The organism is Aquisalinus luteolus (assembly GCF_009712425.2).
Taxonomy (GTDB): domain Bacteria; phylum Pseudomonadota; class Alphaproteobacteria; order Caulobacterales; family Parvularculaceae; genus Aquisalinus; species Aquisalinus luteolus.
Genome location: NZ_VCJR02000001.1, coordinates 876830 through 893190 on the forward strand (window position 1 = coordinate 876830; position 16361 = coordinate 893190).

At 60.8% G+C, this 16361-nt stretch carries 16 protein-coding genes; 6 read left to right on the plus strand and 10 right to left on the minus strand.

The features are described from left to right. Positions 1–54: 54 nt before the first annotated feature. The 4 genes from FF098_RS03945 to FF098_RS03960 are packed head-to-tail and all read right to left on the minus strand — an operon-like array spanning position 55 to position 3721. A complete protein-coding gene (locus tag FF098_RS03945; protein WP_155137678.1) occupies positions 55–1251 on the minus strand; it encodes a DUF418 domain-containing protein in 1197 nt (398 codons plus the stop codon). 23 nt (positions 1252–1274) lie between these two features. Next, the gene (locus FF098_RS03950; RefSeq protein ID WP_155137681.1) at positions 1275–1832 is read right to left on the minus strand and encodes a hypothetical protein; all 558 of its coding nucleotides are present in this window, start codon (positions 1830–1832) and stop codon (positions 1275–1277) included. Positions 1833–1880: 48 nt separating this feature from the next. Further along, entirely contained in the window at positions 1881–2231 is a 351-nt protein-coding gene (locus tag FF098_RS03955; RefSeq protein WP_166426310.1) for a response regulator, read from the minus strand. Beyond that, on the minus strand, positions 2231–3721 hold the full coding sequence (locus tag FF098_RS03960; RefSeq protein WP_166426311.1) for a sensor histidine kinase: 1491 nt from the start codon (positions 3719–3721) through the stop codon (positions 2231–2233). Before FF098_RS03960 ends, FF098_RS03955 begins: the two co-directional genes overlap by 1 nt. 206 nt (positions 3722–3927) lie before the next feature. Between FF098_RS03960 and FF098_RS03965 the strand changes: the two genes are divergently transcribed. Genes FF098_RS03965 through FF098_RS03975 form a run of 3 tightly spaced genes read left to right on the plus strand, consistent with a single transcriptional unit; the run spans position 3928 to position 7281 of the window. After that, positions 3928–4683: a glycosyltransferase family 2 protein gene (locus FF098_RS03965; RefSeq protein WP_166426312.1), complete on the plus strand. Its 756-nt coding sequence runs from the start codon at positions 3928–3930 to the stop codon at positions 4681–4683. 5 nt (positions 4684–4688) lie between these two features. Next, positions 4689–6413 (plus strand): ArnT family glycosyltransferase, encoded by a 1725-nt coding sequence (locus FF098_RS03970; RefSeq protein WP_155137689.1) that lies wholly within the window; start codon positions 4689–4691, stop codon positions 6411–6413. Next, positions 6406–7281, plus strand: a complete 876-nt coding sequence (locus tag FF098_RS03975; RefSeq protein ID WP_155137692.1) for an alpha/beta hydrolase — start codon at positions 6406–6408, stop codon at positions 7279–7281. The genes FF098_RS03970 and FF098_RS03975 overlap by 8 nt, the downstream gene beginning before the upstream one ends. Before the next feature lie 6 nt (positions 7282–7287). Here FF098_RS03975 and FF098_RS03980 read toward each other — a convergent pair whose 3' ends face one another. After that, positions 7288–8247, minus strand: coding sequence for a DUF3108 domain-containing protein (locus tag FF098_RS03980; RefSeq protein WP_155137695.1), 960 nt, complete (start codon positions 8245–8247; stop codon positions 7288–7290). A 313-nt stretch (positions 8248–8560) separates the two neighbouring features. On the opposite strand from FF098_RS03980, the gene rpmB reads away from it, so the two are divergent. Together rpmB and FF098_RS03990 are read left to right on the plus strand one after the other, a co-directional pair. Continuing rightward, a complete protein-coding gene (gene rpmB / locus FF098_RS03985) occupies positions 8561–8845 on the plus strand; it encodes a 50S ribosomal protein L28 (protein ID WP_155137698.1) in 285 nt (94 codons plus the stop codon). Between the two features lie 54 nt (positions 8846–8899). Beyond that, positions 8900–9634 carry a VUT family protein gene (locus FF098_RS03990; RefSeq protein WP_155137701.1) on the plus strand — a complete coding sequence of 245 codons (735 nt, stop codon included), beginning with the start codon at positions 8900–8902 and terminating at the stop codon, positions 9632–9634. A gap of 6 nt (positions 9635–9640) precedes the next feature. On the opposite strand, the gene FF098_RS03995 is transcribed toward FF098_RS03990, so the two are convergent. The 5 genes from FF098_RS03995 to pgsA form a co-directional block, all read right to left on the minus strand. Beyond that, the gene (locus FF098_RS03995) at positions 9641–10729 is read right to left on the minus strand and encodes an esterase-like activity of phytase family protein (RefSeq protein ID WP_166426313.1); all 1089 of its coding nucleotides are present in this window, start codon (positions 10727–10729) and stop codon (positions 9641–9643) included. 13 nt (positions 10730–10742) lie between these two features. Then, positions 10743–12674, minus strand: a complete 1932-nt coding sequence (cobT, locus tag FF098_RS04000) for a cobaltochelatase subunit CobT (RefSeq protein ID WP_155137708.1) — start codon at positions 12672–12674, stop codon at positions 10743–10745. Between the two features lie 41 nt (positions 12675–12715). Then, complete coding sequence (locus FF098_RS04005; protein WP_155137711.1) at positions 12716–14029, minus strand: ATP-binding protein; 1314 nt, start codon at positions 14027–14029, stop codon at positions 12716–12718. A gap of 1 nt (position 14030) precedes the next feature. Beyond that, on the minus strand, positions 14031–14732 hold the full coding sequence (locus FF098_RS04010; protein ID WP_166426314.1) for a response regulator: 702 nt from the start codon (positions 14730–14732) through the stop codon (positions 14031–14033). Positions 14733–14816: 84 nt separating this feature from the next. Further along, complete coding sequence (gene pgsA, locus FF098_RS04015; protein WP_155139383.1) at positions 14817–15350, minus strand: CDP-diacylglycerol--glycerol-3-phosphate 3-phosphatidyltransferase; 534 nt, start codon at positions 15348–15350, stop codon at positions 14817–14819. A gap of 186 nt (positions 15351–15536) precedes the next feature. On the opposite strand from pgsA, the gene FF098_RS04020 reads away from it, so the two are divergent. Next, positions 15537–16226, plus strand: coding sequence for a hypothetical protein (locus FF098_RS04020; protein ID WP_155137713.1), 690 nt, complete (start codon positions 15537–15539; stop codon positions 16224–16226). Positions 16227–16361: the final 135 nt, after the last annotated feature.

Below are 16361 nucleotides of genomic sequence, written 5' to 3' on the forward strand. Positions count from 1 at the left end.
GTAAGCCCCGAGTCGGTTCGGTAGCAAAACGGATTCGGAATTCGGTAAAAAATTTCAGGCTGATTCTGAGGCAGGTTTGCGACGGAACGGCACATTCGTCGTCGTATAGGTCAGCGCCCGCCACAGCCATTCCAGCGGACCGTAGCGGAACGCCTTGAACCAAAGTCGTGCAGCGACGAGCTGGATTGCGAAGGTGACCACGCCGAGCATGAAGGCCTGTGCCTGTGTCAGGTCATCCCACAAGCCAAAGCCATAGCCATAATAAAGCGGCACGAAAACCAGCGACTGGCCGATATAGAGGGTCAGGGTCATCCTGCCCGCCGGGGCGAGGGTGCCGAGGACTTTTTCGCCAATCCCGCGCCACAGTTCGATAAAGACGAGCACCTGTACAGCCATGAAGGCGACATCGACGATGTTCGACCAGCCCATGCCGAACCACGCCCGGGCCATCGGTCCGTTCGCTTCGGAGATCATCTCAGTCAGCGCTGGCTGCAGCTGGTTCATGCCGACCGCCAGAACCGCGAACACGACTAGCGCGATCCGCCGCTGGGTCACGAACCGGCCAAGATCGCGGAAGAAACCGATCCGGCCCAGGACGAGCCCGACCAGAAACAGCCCGATGATCTGGATGATCCGGCCCGTCGCCCAGTAGAAGCCGACTTTCTGGGCATTGCCATCGACCAGATTGATGGCGAGCACATCCATGAAGCCGCCATTGGCAAAGACCTGGATCGTCGGGTCCGACCAGTAGGCCGGCGGCTGGTTCGCCCATGGCGCGCCCTGAATGGCGGCGATGGTGAGCAGGATCATTTGCGGCTGCAGGAAACAGAAAGCGGCAATGCCCAGCAACGCCCTGTTTGACCGGATGCGGTTGAAGATGAGGAGCAGGAGGCCGAGCGGGGCGAGGATCGTCAGAATATCGCCGCGATAGATCAGCCCGTGGAGGTAACCGAGCGCGAACAGGATGGTCAGCCGCCAGGCGAAGCGCCTGGTGAAGTCGATTCCCCGGGTCGCTGCCCGGTCCATGATGATGTGGAAGGAAAGGCCGAAGCACAGGGCGAACAGCGCAAACGCCTTGCCGGCGAACAGATCGAAGACCCAGTCATGGACAGGGCTCGGCACGGTATTCAGCCAGTACAGCTCGAAGAACTCGATCGCGTGGATCAGGAACAGACCCATCAGGGCAAAGCCGCGCAGCGCGTCGACAATGTCCATTCGCTCGAAGAATTGCGGTCCCTTTTGCTGCGTCATGCCCGTTTCCCTTTTGGGCCAAGCTATTGTGACTTGAGCAAGGCTTCCAGCTTTTTCGAGACATCGTCACGGGCCTTGGCAGTCAGGAAATGGGTCGGCACCTTCATGAGGAAGACCTTGTGGCGGTATTGGCCCCGGGACCGGCTCTCGGATCGCACATAGTCCAGCAATTCCAGCGCATGGTCGCGGGTGAAGGCCCACAACAGCTTGCCGCGATGCTCGATCTGAAACAGGGCGTCATGCGGCCAATCCAGCAGGTGCTTGCGCCGTAGCCCACATGCGGGGCAAGCGATCACGCCCGCATCCAGTTTCGGGCCGATGTTCCGGTTGCGGATCCAGTCGTCCAGCCTTTCTTCCCGCGGTAGCGGCGGTACGGTGAGCGGATCCTTGCGGTGCAGGCCGTGCCAGAGAATGGCGGCATTCGCCTTGCCGCCGTGCGTTTCCACCCGTGCCGTGCTGAAATCGCGGGAATGCCGGAAGAAATCGATATTCTTTTTCCGGTTGATGAGCGCGATCTCGGCATGCTCGTAGCGGGCGTGCCCGCCGCATCGCGGGCAGGTCACATCAAGCGACGACGGCATGGGATTCGTTTCATAAGGCGGTCACCGGCAGTGTCCTCGCTGTCCTGCTCAGGCAAGGATATCGTTCAGGGTCTTGATCAGTTCGGCATAGACGATCGGCTTGCGGAGCAGTTTCACTTCTTCTGCCCAGGGACCGATCTGGTCGGCTGAATACCCTGAAACCATTAGCAGCGGTACGCCCAGCTCCTGCAGGCGCTCGACCACTGGCCTTGCGCTTTCATCATGCAGATTGGCATCGAGCACTGCCCCGTCCAGTTGCACGCCGTCCTTCAGAAAGGTGAGGGCGGTTTCAACGCTTTGCGCCATATGCACGACCTCGAAGCCCGCCTGTGACAGCGTGGTCTCGATTTCCATGGCGATCAACGGTTCGTCATCGACGACTAGAATGCGGTGGCCCATCAGGTCCTTCCTGTCTGTTCGGTCCTGTTCAGAACCCTGTCCAGCGGTGCGGACAGGGTCCATTTCAGTCCATCCGGGGCATAGCTGAGATCGACATCGCCGCTGACCGCATGAGCTGCCATGCGTTCGATCACGGTCCTGCCGAAGCCTGTCTTTTCCGGTGGGCTGACCATGGGCCCGTCTCGCTCCTGCCACGAGATGATGAATTTCTCGCCCTCATCGCCTATCTTTGTCGTCCACGCAATAAGAACCGTGCCTGCCTCATTGCTGAGCGCACCATATTTCAACGCATTGGTCGATAATTCGTGCAGCGCCATGCCGATGCCTTGCGCGGCGGCGGGTGAAACGGTGATCGGATCGCCTTCCACGACCAGCCGGGAAAGCTGGCTGTCGCCCAGATGGCCCAGTTGCGAGGTAACGAGCTCGCGCATGCGCACGCCCTGCCAGTCGCCCTGAACGATCAGATCCTGCGACGCGGCGAGACCGGCAAGCCGGTTCGAGAGATCTTCTGCAAAGGTGGCAGGGTCGGACAGGCGCGAGGTCTGTCGCGCGACAGACTGCACGACAGTCAGCAGGTTCTTGGCACGGTGGTTCACCTCCGCCATCAACAGGTGGATGCGTTCCTCCTGTTCCTTGCGCAGGGTGATGTCGTGGGCGGCACCGATGATGTGGGTGACCTCGCCCTCGTTATTTCGGGTGTAGGCCATTTCCTGGCTCAGCAGCCAGACCCACTCGCCATCGCTTGCGCGCAGGCGGTATTCGAATTCCACGCTATCTTCAGTACCCAGCTTTTTCTGGTTCTCTATATGATCCTTAAAGCGCGCGAAATCATCTGGATGCATGATTGTCGGAAACAATGCGGAGCCCATCGCCTGTATCTCGTCGGGCTCGTAACCGAGCGCAGAGACGACGTTGCGGTTGATCCATTCATTGCGCTGGTTTTCGATGTCATAGACGTACAGCATCGTCGGGGCGATATCGGTGATGCGCTTCAGGAAAGTTTGGCTCTCATTCAGGGCCTGCGTGCGCTGCTCGACGCGCAACTCCAGCTCTGCCCGTGCCGCTTCAAGCTCGGCCAGTGTTTTCTTGTGAGCGTCGATCTCGGCGCTCAGCTGCTCATTGACCAGTTGCAACTGGCTGGGCGAGGGGATCGCCAGCGCCTTGGGGATCAGCGGGAAGATGGCAATCGCCGTGATGACCGAGACGACCGCCGTCGCGCCCTTCACCCATCCTTCTGTCTCATAGATCGGCGCCCATAACGTGATCAGCCCGACGACATGTGTCAGCCCGCACATGGTAATGAAGGCGACGAACATCCATGCGAGGTTCTTCATCTCCAGGTCGCCACGTCGTTTGACGAAGATGAAGATCGCGACCGGAATGGCGAAATAGGCCAGTGCTGTCAGGATGTCCGACAGGCCATGAAGGCCGACCAGCCATGGCTTCCACATCAGGCAATAGCCATGTGCGACATATGAATTGTGTAACATGCCTTCCATAGAGGCGCTCCTCTGCCCAGGATTTTCGTCGCAGCATAGTGTGCAACTAATGCTATGGCACTGTTTTTCGTATATGATCTTGCTGTGGAAATCGCGGATCATCACTTATCAAGTTGATCCGCGCTTGCGTGACAGGCTAGCGTCGCAACGCTATAGAAGCGGTCACAACCCGCGCGATTACCAGTCAGGAATACTCAGTGACAGACCCCGCCCTCTCAATCCTCATACCGGTCTTCAATGAGGAAGCCTCGATCAGCGCGCTGTTGCAGGAAATTCTCGACAAGCAGCCGGCAGGTCTGGGCGCCGAGATCATCGTCATCAATGACGGCAGCGAGGATGGCACTGCTGGGGCGGTGGAGGCGTTTGCCGCGAGCCACCCCGAAGTCCGCCTCATCACGCACCCGCAGCGCTCTGGCAAGAGCGCTGCCCTGCGCACTGGCGCGCTGGTGGGCAAGGGCCTATGGATGGGCACGCTCGACGGCGACGGGCAGGACGATCCGGCGGACCTGTTCGCCATGGTGGGCGAGGTGGATCTGTCGCGCATCGGCGAGGTTGGCCTCGTTGGCGGCGTGCGCCGCGAACGTACCGACGGCTCGTCGCGCAAATTCGCCTCCCGTTTTGCCAATGGCCTGCGTCAGAGCCTGTTGAAAGACGATTGCCCTGACACCGCCTGCGGCCTGAAATTGCTTCCGCGCGACCTGTTCCTGCAGTTTCCGTTCTTCGACGCGCTGCATAGATACCTGCCCGCCTTTACCCGGCATTTCGGGTTTGAGACCCGCTATGTGAAGGTCGACAACCGGCCGCGGCAGGCGGGCGTTTCAAAATACTCCAATTTCGGGCGTGCGGTCGCTGGCATTTTCGACCTGACAGGCGTCGTCTGGCTGATGCGCCGGACCAAGACGCCGGGCAGGGCCTTCGTCGCCGAGATGGCCATGAACAAAAAAGCAGGCTGACCTCTATGAAAAGCGTACAGGACATCCTCCACCTCGACCTCGATGCAAAAGCCCTCTCGCCACGGGCATGGGCAGCGCTGATCATCATCGCGCTGATCTCGACCCTGCCGGGGTTTACCACCCTGCCGCCGATCGACCGGGACGAGTCGCGCTACTCGCAGGCCTCCCGCCAGATGATGGAAACCGGCGACTATATCGACATCCAGTTCCAGGACCAGAACCGCTACGTCAAACCCGTCGGCATATACTGGCTGCAGGTTATCACGGCGACGCCGCTCGGCGGGGAAGACGCGCCGATCTGGGCGCACCGCCTGCCATCGCTTTTCGCGACCCTTTTCGTCGTCGGGCTGACAGCCTGGTTCGGCGCGCGGCTCGGCGGGGCAGGGGTGGGGCTTGCCGCCGGCATCCTGCTCGCCATCTCCATGTCGGCCAGCGTCGACGCCCGCATGGCCAAGACCGATGCCGTGCTGATGGCAGCGACGGCCGTCTCCATGGTGGCGCTCTATTTCATCGTCGTCAGGGAAAAGGCGGAGAGGCTCGCCTTCCGCGGGGCGCCGCTCGCCTTCTGGGCAGCGACGGGTGTCGGGCTCCTGGTCAAAGGGCCAATCATCCTGTTCGTCTCCGTCCCGGCGCTGATCGTGCTCGCCCTTTGGCGGCGCGACCTGTCCTTCATCAAGCGCCTGCACATCCTGCCGGGCATCGCCGTCATGCTGGCGATCTTCCTGCCCTGGTTTGTGGCGATCATGATCAGAACGCAGGGCGAGTTCTGGAACGACTCCATTGGCCACGCGCTGATGGGCAAGGTTGCCAAGGGGGACGATTCCCATGGCGCGCCGCCGGGCTATCACACGCTCCTGTCCTTCATCACCTTCTGGCCCGGCATCCTGTTGATCGCGCTGGGCGCTGTCGCCGCGTGGCGCCGCCGGGCAGAGCCGACCGTGCAGTTCATCGTCGCCTGGTTCCTGCCGTTCTGGATTATCTACGAGCTGGTTGCGACCAAGCTGCCGCATTACACCCTGCCGGTCTTCCCGGCGCTGGCGCTGATCGCCGCCTTCGGCCTGCGCGATGGTGTGGAGCTGGTGAAGGGGAAGGGCGTTCGCATCGCCCACTGGATCATCGCCGCGTTGTTCGTCCTCGTCAGCGTGCTGATCGGCTTCCTGCCATTCCTGCTGGCTGGAGAGATGGAAACGACCGCGCCGGCTACGGCATGGCTCGGTGCCCTTGCCGGGATCGCCGCAGCAGGCACAGGCATCTATCTTGCGCTGAAGCCCACCTTCAACCGCCTGCCGCCGCTCGTTCTCTCGGCGCTCGGTGTCTACATCTTCACCTTCGGTGCCGTGCTGCCGAACATGGACCGGTTCTGGCTGTCCCGCGAACTGAAGGCCGAGATCGCGTCCATCGGCGGCTGTGAGACACCGCACCTGGCGACCATCGACTATCGCGAGCCAAGCCTTGTCTTCAATTTTGGCACCAATACGCTGCTCGGCGATGAGGCCAGCGTGATCGCCCATCTCGCCGGGAACCAGGCCTGCGGCGTCGCTGCCATCGGCCAAGGGGAGTATGTCAGCTTCCTCGAAGCGGCAGAGCAAGCGGGCTTGCCGCTGAAGATCCTCGGCCAGGTGGAGGGCTATAACTATACCAAGGGCCGCAACATCACGCTGACCATCCTCAGCCATTCCTCATCGGATTATCCGGTGCCGACGACCACCGGAACGCAGGCTGATGGATAAGGGCCAGCCGGACAAAGGACAGCCTGAACCGAGCTTCGACATGATCGATGTCGCACCCGGTCGGCGGCTGCATTATCTCATCGACGGTCCGGAAGATGCGCCCTTCATCCTGTACGACGCTGGCGCGTTCGGCATCTATGCCGATGGTTGGTGGATCAAGGAAAACCTGAAACAGGATTTCCGGATCTGCCTCTATGACCGCGCCGGCATGGGCGCGAGCGATGCGATGCCGGAGGGCGTCTCGCCCAGCCCAAAATTCCATGTCGAGGACATGCGCCGCCTGCGCGCTGCCCTCGGCCAGTCGTCGCCGTTCATCCTTCTCGGGCATTCCATGGCCGGGCTGCGCCTGCAGACCTATGCCAATCTTTATCCGGAGGAATTGCGCGGCCTTGTCTTCATCGATGCCTTGTCGCCGCAACAGCTGGCAAAGAAGCAGGGACGCTTCCTGTGGTCCAATTACGGTCTGTTGCTCGGCACCGCAGTGTTTGGCGCTCAAAAGGGGCTCGCATCGCCCATCGCGCAATACTTCCCGAATAATTTCAAGCTGCAGGGCCAGTCGCGAGCCGACAAGATCTGGTCCTATGGCTCCGACCGACACCTCGGCGCGACGCGCAACGAAGTTGCCGCGATCGATCACGATGCGAATTATTTCGAGGGTAGCGGGTTCGAGAAACTGCCGACGGCAATCTATGCCTCGACCATGCTCAATGGCATGATCAGGGCCATGGCCGATCGGGCCAGCATCGCGTCAGGCTTCGGCAAGTATGTGGAATTTCCGAAGGACGATCACGTTACCATCCTTACCGGCACGAGTTGCGATGCAATCTGCGAGACGGTGCGGGCGATGCATCGTCACACCGCCCGCTGATCTGGCTTATTTACCGAGCTTGTAAGACTTGCCGTCAGGCCCGGTGATCCTGATGTCCTGCGCTTCCAGGCGGGCATTGATGATGCCGTAATCGCCTTCCATCCGTACAGGCACATAGGTAAAGTTGGTCGTGCGCAGCTCTTCCGGCACCGGCGCGAGGTAGACCTCGCCATCCGGCATGGATTCTGCAATCTTCTCCGGCTTGAACCCGGCGACACGCTTCTGCCTGATCTTGCAGCGGATCGCCGGGCCGGTATAGCCATCGCGTGAGCGCAGGTCGTTGCTGCCATCGCGCGAGATTGTCATGTCCCAGCGGCGCTTGCCGTCATAGATCTTCAGCACACGGTCACACGGGTCCTTGCCTTCCGGCGTGTCGGTAAAGCCCATCATGATCTGCGCACCGATCGGATCGACCGTCCCTGCAGCATATTCCACCGGTACCGGCCAATAGAGATCATATTGCGGGTCCGACCACAGGCTGAAGCGGTTGTCGGCCGAGTTGCGCACGAGATCGACATATTGGTGGTCGTCGCCTTCCTCCTCCAGCTTCTGGTAGAAGAGGGAGGTCAGCTTGCCGTCTTTCAGCGTCCCGACCGACAGGCTGTCGGTTTCCGTCTGGGAGAACCAGCGCGCTACACCTTTTTGCTCGATCCGGTAATCGATCTTGTAGGCCTCGCTGCCGATATCGGCCACCATCCTGATATTGCCGACACTCAGACCGGCGGCTGTACCTTTATAGGTCGCCTCATAGCGCACCGCATCGCTCAGCGGCACGGCGGGCACGGCAGGACGCTCGAAAATGAAATCGACGGCGAAATGCTCTTTCCATTCCGGCGAATTGACCGGCAGGTTGACGTCGGTACTCAGCGAAACCTGGGCGAAGGCTGCCGCACCAAGGCTCAGCCCAGCCAGCGCCGTTGCGCCGATCAGTGATTTGCGTGAAATCTTTCGCAGTGTGTGTTTCATCTTGATCCCTTTATGACACAATCGATTTGGTCACGTTCTAACGCCTCAATCGGGGCAAAAATGCCCTGATTGCGGGCAGAATTGTGGTATCTGATCACAATTCCACGAGCCGGACCCGTTAAACTCTGTTGATGTGGCCATCCCCCGATTTGCCTGCCGCACCGAAACGGCACCGACCCGACACATATTACAGGCTGAAATTTGGTTGGGGAAGCTTGACGGGAAAGAGGCTCTCAAGTATGTGCAGTCGCTCGATTTGACAGATTTTCCGCCCATGACAGCGGCGGCCCCGGAATAGCAAGGATACAGACCCATGTCCCGCGTATGTGAACTGACTGGCAAAGGCCCGATCACGGGTAACAACGTCTCACACGCCCACAACAAGACGAAGCGCCGCTACCTGCCGAATCTGTGCAAGGTAACGCTGCAGAGCGAAGGCCTTGGCCGTTCGTTCAAATTCCGTATTTCGGCACACGCCTTGCGTTCTGTCGACCATGTCGGCGGCCTTGACGCTTTCCTGATGAAAGCCAAGGACGAGCAGCTGTCTTCCGCTGCGCTGAAAGTGAAAAAAGAAGTCCTGCGCTCTGCTACGGCTTAAGAGCCTGTAACTTTTTTCTGCTCAGCGGCGTGGTTTTGAGGTAAAATCGCCATCATGTCGCAGAGTATCGAGTCAGAAACAGTCAATATAGGCGAGTATTTCCGCAAACGGGAAGAAACGGCGGCCGACAAGGTCCGCCGCCAGCTTCAGCGGGCGCTCTACAGATCCTGGCAGATTCTGAAATATGCGCTGTTCGTGGCGCCTATCTTCATCACCTCTATCTTGCTGCTCGACCTGCCGCTGCGTCTCTATGACGGGCTGACCGGCGGGCAGGACAACATATCGCCCAGCAACTGGCTCAGCTGGGGCGAGGGGCTGCTGGTCCTCTCCATGCCGGTCCTGATCTGCATTACTCGCTCGCACGGCGCTGTATATGCAGGCCGTGTCATGGGTGTCGCCTGGATGCTGGCGGCCATCGCCATTGTCGCCATGCTGTTCTATCTCGCCCCGCAATTGCAGCCGGGCGACATGCCGGGCGTGCGCTTCATGGTCGGGTTTTTCGTCAGCTGGTATGTCGGCCAGCTCATCGCCGTGCATGTCTATGACGTGACCCGTGGCGGGCGCTGGTGGCGCGCACCATTCTACGGCATGGTCTTCGGCCTGGGGGTACAGGCTCTGATCTATTTTCCGGTGGTCTATTCCACCGGCGGCGGGGTGCAGAACGTGCCGTGGCTCAGCTGGCTGATCGTCGATTTCTGCATCAAGGCCGTACTGGCGCTGGCCTTCCTGCCATTCTATCGCTCGCTGCGCCGCTCCCTGCGGCCGCATCTCGGGCTCGGCGGGTATTAGGGGCGGCTATAAGGGCCGATCTGTCACAATCCAGCTCATCAGCACCGTGCGCTGGGCGATGTTGAAGTTGTCGTCCGACAGGATGTAGAGCATCAGCTGCCCGTCTTCCCGGCGGCGCAAATCCAGCCCTTCCATATTGTCGACCCCGTGCAGGGCGTTGAGGTAGGCCAGTTCCTCCGGCTCGATCAGCGCGCCTGGTTGCAGGGCTGAGAGCGGGAAGCGGGTCAGGCGGGCGCGTACGCCGAGGGTACGGGAGAAAGCCCGCTCGACGACATAGATGTCTCCCGTCTCCGGGTCCTGAGCCATATCGGTGGGCGAGAACTCCTCCGCCGGAACGTACTGAAACGGCGACCAGTCGCCAGTGCCCTCGGCAAGGATATCCGGCGGCGCGATCCAGCCAGGCCGCTCGGCCCGGCCGTCACCGGTGCCTTCGGCAATCGTCACCGTGCGGCCATCGGCCAGCATAACGACCGATTCCAGCGATTCGTTGCCGGGCAGTTTTTCCAGCAGGTCCTTCGGCATCAGCCGTGCGGCGATAACGAACTCGTCTCCCTCGCGGGTATAGTATTCAATGCGGTGCTCGCGCTCGAAGCCGACAATGGCACCGCCATCGGGCGTCAGGGCCAGCGATTCGGCATCGGCCCGTGCGCCGGTGATGATCTCGCCGCCATAGAAGGTGAAATTGGCCAGCACCCCGCCGGACAGGCTCTCGACCGCGCCATTTTCGGCAAAGTCTACATCGGCACGCAGCCATTTCGCCCGGTCGGAGATCGCATAGAGCCGGCCTTCATCGGCGGCAAAGCGCAGGCCGGAAAACCCGCCGAACGCCTCATCCGGAGAAGTCAGCACCAGCGCCCCGGCGAGGCGCAGCTTGCCCATGGTCAAGGGGGCTGGCTCACCGGTCGCGCTGTTCTCGCCGAAGGGCCGGGCGGTAATCTCGATTTCCTGCCAAGCCGCGCCGATCTCGCGCTGGGCCGCAACGGACTTCGGCGCGTCGGCGGAATGCCCGATCCAGGCTGAAGCCATGGCCGGGGCGGCGATACCTATTGCCAGCGCTGCCGCCGTCAGTCTCAGGCCAAGAAAGGACAAGCGCATGGGAACCCCGGATCTACTGTTTGCTGCGTGTGCTGATTTTAGAGGCAGTCTTGCTGCCACCTGCTTTAGGGGGCGTGCCGAGCATATGGCCACGGGCATCGTAAGGCAGGCGGAAGGCGTTCTCGTCGAACAATTCCGCCAGCTTGTCGACCATGGCCCCGCCCAGCTGTTCGGCGTCGGCAATGGTCAGCGCGCGTGAATAGAAGCGGGTCACGTCATGGCCGATGCCAATGGCGATCAGCTGCACCGGCGAGCGTGTCTCGATCACCTTGATCACTTCGCGCAGATGCTTCTCCAGATAGGCACCGCCATTGGTCGAAGACGTCGTGTCATCAACAGGCGCACCGTCAGAGATGACCATCAGGATGCGCCGCGCCTCTGGCCGTCGCACCAGCCGGTCATGCGCCCAAAGCAGGGCCTCGCCATCGATGTTCTCTTTCAGCAGGCCTTCCTTCATCATCAGGCCGAGATTCTGCCGCGCCCGGCGCCATGGTGCATCGGCGGCCTTGTAGACGATGTGGCGCAAATCGTTGAGCCGGCCCGGCTGTTCCGGCCGGCCATCGGCAGCCCATTTCTCGCGCGACTGCCCGCCTTTCCACGCCCGCGTGGTAAAGCCGAGGATCTCGGTCTTGACCGAGCAGCGCTCCAGCGTCCGGGCGAGAATGTCAGCACACGTCGCGGCGATGGAAATCGGCCGCCCGCGCATCGAGCCTGAATTGTCGATCAGCAGTGTCACCGTCGTGTCGCGGAACTCAAGGTCCTTCTCCTGCTTGTAGGAGAGGGGCTGGGATGGATCGACGACCACCCGGGCAAGCCGCGCGGCATCGAGTATGCCTTCATCGAGGTCGAACTGCCATGCGCGGTTCTGCTGCGCCATCAGCTTGCGTTGCAGGCGATTGGCGAGCTTCGAGACGACCGTGTGCAGATTTTCAAGCTGCTGGTCGAGCAGGCGGCGCAGGCGTGTCAGCTCCTCCGGGTCGCAAAGGTCCGCCGCCTCGGCGATCTCGTCGAACTCGCGGGTATAGACCTTGTAATTGGCGCTGGTGTCGCCCTCGAAGACGGGCCGCGCCGCCGCGCCCTGCATCTCGTCGGCGGACATCTGGTCGAGCTGGCTTTCCTGCTCCTCGGGGTTCTCCTCGTCGCTTTCCCCGTCCATCCCTTCGCCGAAATCAGGCACGGACTCGTCCGGCGTGTCGGAGCCGGTGTCGTCATCATCCTCATCCTGATCATCGTCGTCATCGGGCTCGTCCTGCTCGTCCTCGTCAGGCGCGTCCTGTTCGTCGTCATTGTGTTCCTCGTCGCCGAGATCTTCGCCCAGTTCCAGGTCGCGGATGATCGAGCGGGCGAGGTGGGCAAAACTCTCCTGGCTGTCGAGCACAGACGGGTCCTTCAGCAGGTCTAGCGATTTACCGGCCTTGGCCTCGATCTCCTCGCGCCACATGTCGACGAGCGCCGCAGCGGATTTCGGCACAGGCCGCCCGGTCATGCGCTCTCGCGCGATCAGCCCGGCAATGTCGGACAGCGGCACGTCCTGCCGGTCTTCCATCCGGGTATAGCCCTTGTCGTGGCAGGTCTTCTCGAGGACGGCATCGATATTGTCGCCGACACCCGTCAGCGCGTTGGAGCCGACAGCTTCGACCCGCGCATCTTCCAGCGCCTTGAAGATGGCGCGGCTCTCGCCCGTCGGCGGCTCCAGCTGCATGTGGGTCATCGTGTCGTGATGGGCGAGGCGCAGCGCGGCGATATCGGCCTGGCCGCGGGCGATGGCGGCAGCCTCGCGCGACAGCTTGCGCGGCGGCAGCGGAATGCGCGCCTTCTTGCCGACAACGCTCGACGCATCCCCGCCAAACGACACGTCGACCTCTTCCTGGGAGGAGAGGGCGCGGGTGGTGTGGATGAGGGCGCGCTTGAACGCTTCGATGGGGGACTCGGTCTGATCGCTCATGGGGACAACATAGGGCCGATGCGGCGCGAGTGAAACAGCCTTTAACCGGGTATGCGCAACATCGCCCGCAAGCCGCCCTGCGGCGATTTGTCGAGCACGATATCCCCGCCATGGCCGCGCGCGACATCGCGCACCACTGTTAGCCCCAGGCCGATGCCGGGCGTGTTCTGGTTCCTCGCATTGTCGAGGCGGGAGAAGGGTTTGAACGCCTCGGCATATTCAGCCGGGTCGATGCCGGGCCCGTCATCATCGATGATAATCTCGATATTCGCGCCCTCGCGCCGCGTCGTCAGGCACACGGTGCGACCATGCTTGAACGCATTGCTGACGAGGTTGGAGATCGCCCGCTTCATGGAGTTGCGGCGCGCATCGATCTGCAGGCCTTTCTGCAGGTCGGTCTGCAGCCGCTTGCCGGTGCGGGCATTGTCGTCGACCACCTCGTTGACCAGCTCGGTCAGGTCGAACAGCACTGGCTCCTCGGCGTTCTGGTTGCGCGCGAAAGAGAGATAGCCCTCCAGCATCGTCTCCATCTCGTCGACATCGTTCTTCATGTCGCGCACATCATCCGTTTCCGGCTGCATGGCGAGCGCCAGCTTCAGCCGGGTGAGCGGTGTGCGCAAATCGTGGCTGACCCCGGCGAGCATCGTCGTGCGCTGGTTCAGGTGCCGCTTGATCCGCTGGCGCATGGCTATGAAGGCGTTGCCCGCGGCCCGCACCTCGCGCGCACCGGACGGCTTGAATTCCGGCATATCGCGACCCAGGCCGAACGCCTCCGCCGCCGCTGCCAGCCGGGTGATGGAACGCACCTGGTTGCGCATGAACACGATGGTGACATAGCCGAGCAGCATCGTCGTCGCGATGAGCCACAGGATGAAGAACTGGCCGTTGGTCACGAACACCCGCTCGCGCAGGGGCAGGAAGACCAGATAGCCGTCATCGAGCTGTACACGGACTTCCACATAGGCCCAGTAGCCGGCGGTGTTGTACCAGAACGGATGGCGCAGCGACCCCTCCAGCTGTCGTTCCAGCGTCGAGTCGAGGACGGAGAACAGCGAGACCTTGTCGCTTTCGGGTATCACGCCCAGCTCCTGGAAACGCACCGCCATGTCGAGATCCTCTCGCGACAGGCGCAGTACTTCCTCGCGGGCGGCGTCATCCTCCGCCTGCAGATAAAGTTCGGTGACCAGCGCGATATTGCCCGCCACATTGGCTGACAGGTTCCCGGTCACTTCCTCCCAGTGGCGATTGAAGAAAATATAAGTGACGACAGACTGGGTCACGAACAGGGGCAGGGCAACGATCAGCAGCGTCCTTGCGAACAGGCTCTTGGGGGCGATGCGGCGTAACAGGCTCACGTCAGTCCACCATCAGCGCATAGCCGACGCCGCGTACGGTCTGCAGTATCATCGGGTTGCGCGGGTCGTCCTCGATCTTCTTGCGCAGGCGGGTGACCTGCACGTCGATCGACCGGTCCATGGCGGCGGAGGTCTTCTCGGCCAGCGCCGCGCGGGAGATCGGCGCGCCCGGCTTCTGCACCAGCGTGCGCAGCAGATCCAGCTCGCCGCTCGTCAGTTTCACCACTTCGCCGGCGCGTTTCAGTTCGCCGCGGGCCGGGTGGAACACGCAATCGCCGAAGGAATATTCCGCCTTGCGCGTGCCATCGCCCTCGCGCCGCTTCAACAAATTGCGGATTCGCAGGAGCAACTCGCGCGGCTCGAAGGGCTTCGCCATATAATCATCCGCGCCGCGCTCCAGCCCCTCGATCCGGTCGTCGGACTGGCCCCGCGCGGTCAACAGGATGATGGGCACGGCGGATGTCTCGCGCAGCGACTGGGTCAGCTCGAAGCCTGTTTCTCCCGGCATCATCACATCGAGTATGAGCAGGTCGAAGGCCAGCCCCGCCATCAGCTTGCGCGCATGGGCCGCATCGCTCGCCGTCGTCGCGTGATAGCCATTATCCTTCAGGAAGCGCTTCAACAGCTCGCAGATGCGCGAATCGTCATCGACGATCAGGATATGCGGGGCATCCTCATCCGGGGCGATGGCACTCTTGCTCACGGGGCAGGCTGTTCCTCTGTTTCGACTTCGAACTTGGTGCCGACATTCTAGCACGCATTTTATCCAGCAAGAACCGGGCCTTACTCAAGACTTTTCCTGCAGCACCGGCAGTGCGGCGCGGGTGTACTGCCAGCCGGTGACGAGCGTCAGCACGGTAGCGATCCACAGCAGGATCAGCCCCAGTGCGAACACCGTCCCGCCCCAGGGGATCAGCAAGACGGCGATGGCCACGAACTGGGCGGTGGTCTTCACCTTTGCCAGTTGCGAGACGGCGAGCACGCTGCGCCCCGCCAGCGCCTCGCGCAGGCCCGCAACCCAGATCTCGCGCAACAGGATCGCCAGCCCGGCAAGGATGTGGATGCCATACAGCTCCCCGGTCATGACCAGCAGGAACAGCGCCGCCGTCGTCAGCAGCTTGTCGGCAATGGGGTCGAGCATGGCGCCGAGCCGCGACGTCTCGTTGCGCGCCCGGGCGATACGCCCGTCGAGAAAGTCGGTCGCTCCGGCGGCGAGAAACAGCAGCAGCGCCGTCCACTGCGCCGGATCGCCCGGCGCGAACATCGCCGCGGTGAACGGCACGATCAGGAAGATGCGCAGCAGTGTCAGGGCATTGGCCATGGGCGGAATGTGTACGGTGATCCGGTGTGATGGGGAAGGGGAATACAGGCACACTCGTGCGATAGGCAAAACTAAACATAACCTTGAGGACAACCTACACCCTTGAAAGGGATAAGCGATTTCGCCGCCGTACATTCAAACTAATTTCTCTGTGCTATGCTATTTTCCGAATCATTGGGCATGGGAATGATCTACTTTCGAATAGCGATAGCGATTTTTGCTAGCCTGACTTGGTTTCTGATTGAGAATGATCTCGATGAAGCTGCTTTCAACCTATGTCGTGGTTATATAGAGATAAGTGGCAAGGAAACCTGTCCTTCAGGTTTGGTTGATCCTCCTTGGAGTTGGATTTTGCGAGGGGTACTGATGGTGGGTATCTCTTCTGCACTATGGCCGATTATTCGCAAAGTTCCATTTTGGCTCGCGCGTATAATAATCTGGGCCGAAATGCTCGCAAAATTGATAAGAAGAATAGCGCGGAGATCATGGATTAAGACAATGGAAAAAGCGACTGGGTCACCTCATTTAATCGATTTTGAGACTGCAGTTTCAGTAACAATGAACTGCAAATGGGCAATCTATCGAAGAGATCGGAACAAGCGTCCGATTTCTCAATCAGAGATGTTTTTGGAAGCGGTACACGGCAAAAACGTTCACGATCCTAGGTACGAGGCAACAAAGACGCAGTATGAAGACTGGTGTGCGCGCGTCGTCAAAGCTTTTATCAAAGATACTGAACGCTCTGCCAGCCCTTATTATGAGGCTGCTACGATTGATGACGCTGGTATCTTGAGGATTAGGGAGTCCGCTCTACAGGAATGGTTAGATGACAAATGGACTCAAGAGTTAATGGACAAATTTGGTCCAATAGAATAGGTTCTAAGTCTGGTCTTCAGGAAATTGATTATCTACAGGCACAGATCAAATCGTTCGTGTCAGACTGTGTTTCATTGAAAATCAGGATGTAACCTTGACGTTACTCCCACAATCTCCTATCTGTAACCTCAGGGT

Coding starts and splice junctions, on each gene's coding strand:
- FF098_RS03995 (WP_166426313.1), bottom strand. CDS start 10,729: ATGCGCTTGTCCTTTCTTGGCCTGAGACTGACGGCGGCAGCGCTGGCA.
- FF098_RS03960 (WP_166426311.1), bottom strand. CDS start 3,721: ATGTTACACAATTCATATGTCGCACATGGCTATTGCCTGATGTGGAAG.
- FF098_RS04020 (WP_155137713.1), top strand. CDS start 15,537: ATGATCTACTTTCGAATAGCGATAGCGATTTTTGCTAGCCTGACTTGG.
- rpmB (WP_155137698.1), top strand. CDS start 8,561: ATGTCCCGCGTATGTGAACTGACTGGCAAAGGCCCGATCACGGGTAAC.
- FF098_RS03980 (WP_155137695.1), bottom strand. CDS start 8,247: ATGAAACACACACTGCGAAAGATTTCACGCAAATCACTGATCGGCGCA.
- FF098_RS03955 (WP_166426310.1), bottom strand. CDS start 2,231: ATGGGCCACCGCATTCTAGTCGTCGATGACGAACCGTTGATCGCCATG.
- FF098_RS03990 (WP_155137701.1), top strand. CDS start 8,900: ATGTCGCAGAGTATCGAGTCAGAAACAGTCAATATAGGCGAGTATTTC.
- FF098_RS03945 (WP_155137678.1), bottom strand. CDS start 1,251: ATGACGCAGCAAAAGGGACCGCAATTCTTCGAGCGAATGGACATTGTC.
- cobT (WP_155137708.1), bottom strand. CDS start 12,674: ATGAGCGATCAGACCGAGTCCCCCATCGAAGCGTTCAAGCGCGCCCTC.
- FF098_RS03975 (WP_155137692.1), top strand. CDS start 6,406: ATGGATAAGGGCCAGCCGGACAAAGGACAGCCTGAACCGAGCTTCGAC.
- pgsA (WP_155139383.1), bottom strand. CDS start 15,350: ATGGCCAATGCCCTGACACTGCTGCGCATCTTCCTGATCGTGCCGTTC.
- FF098_RS03950 (WP_155137681.1), bottom strand. CDS start 1,832: ATGCCGTCGTCGCTTGATGTGACCTGCCCGCGATGCGGCGGGCACGCC.
- FF098_RS03970 (WP_155137689.1), top strand. CDS start 4,689: ATGAAAAGCGTACAGGACATCCTCCACCTCGACCTCGATGCAAAAGCC.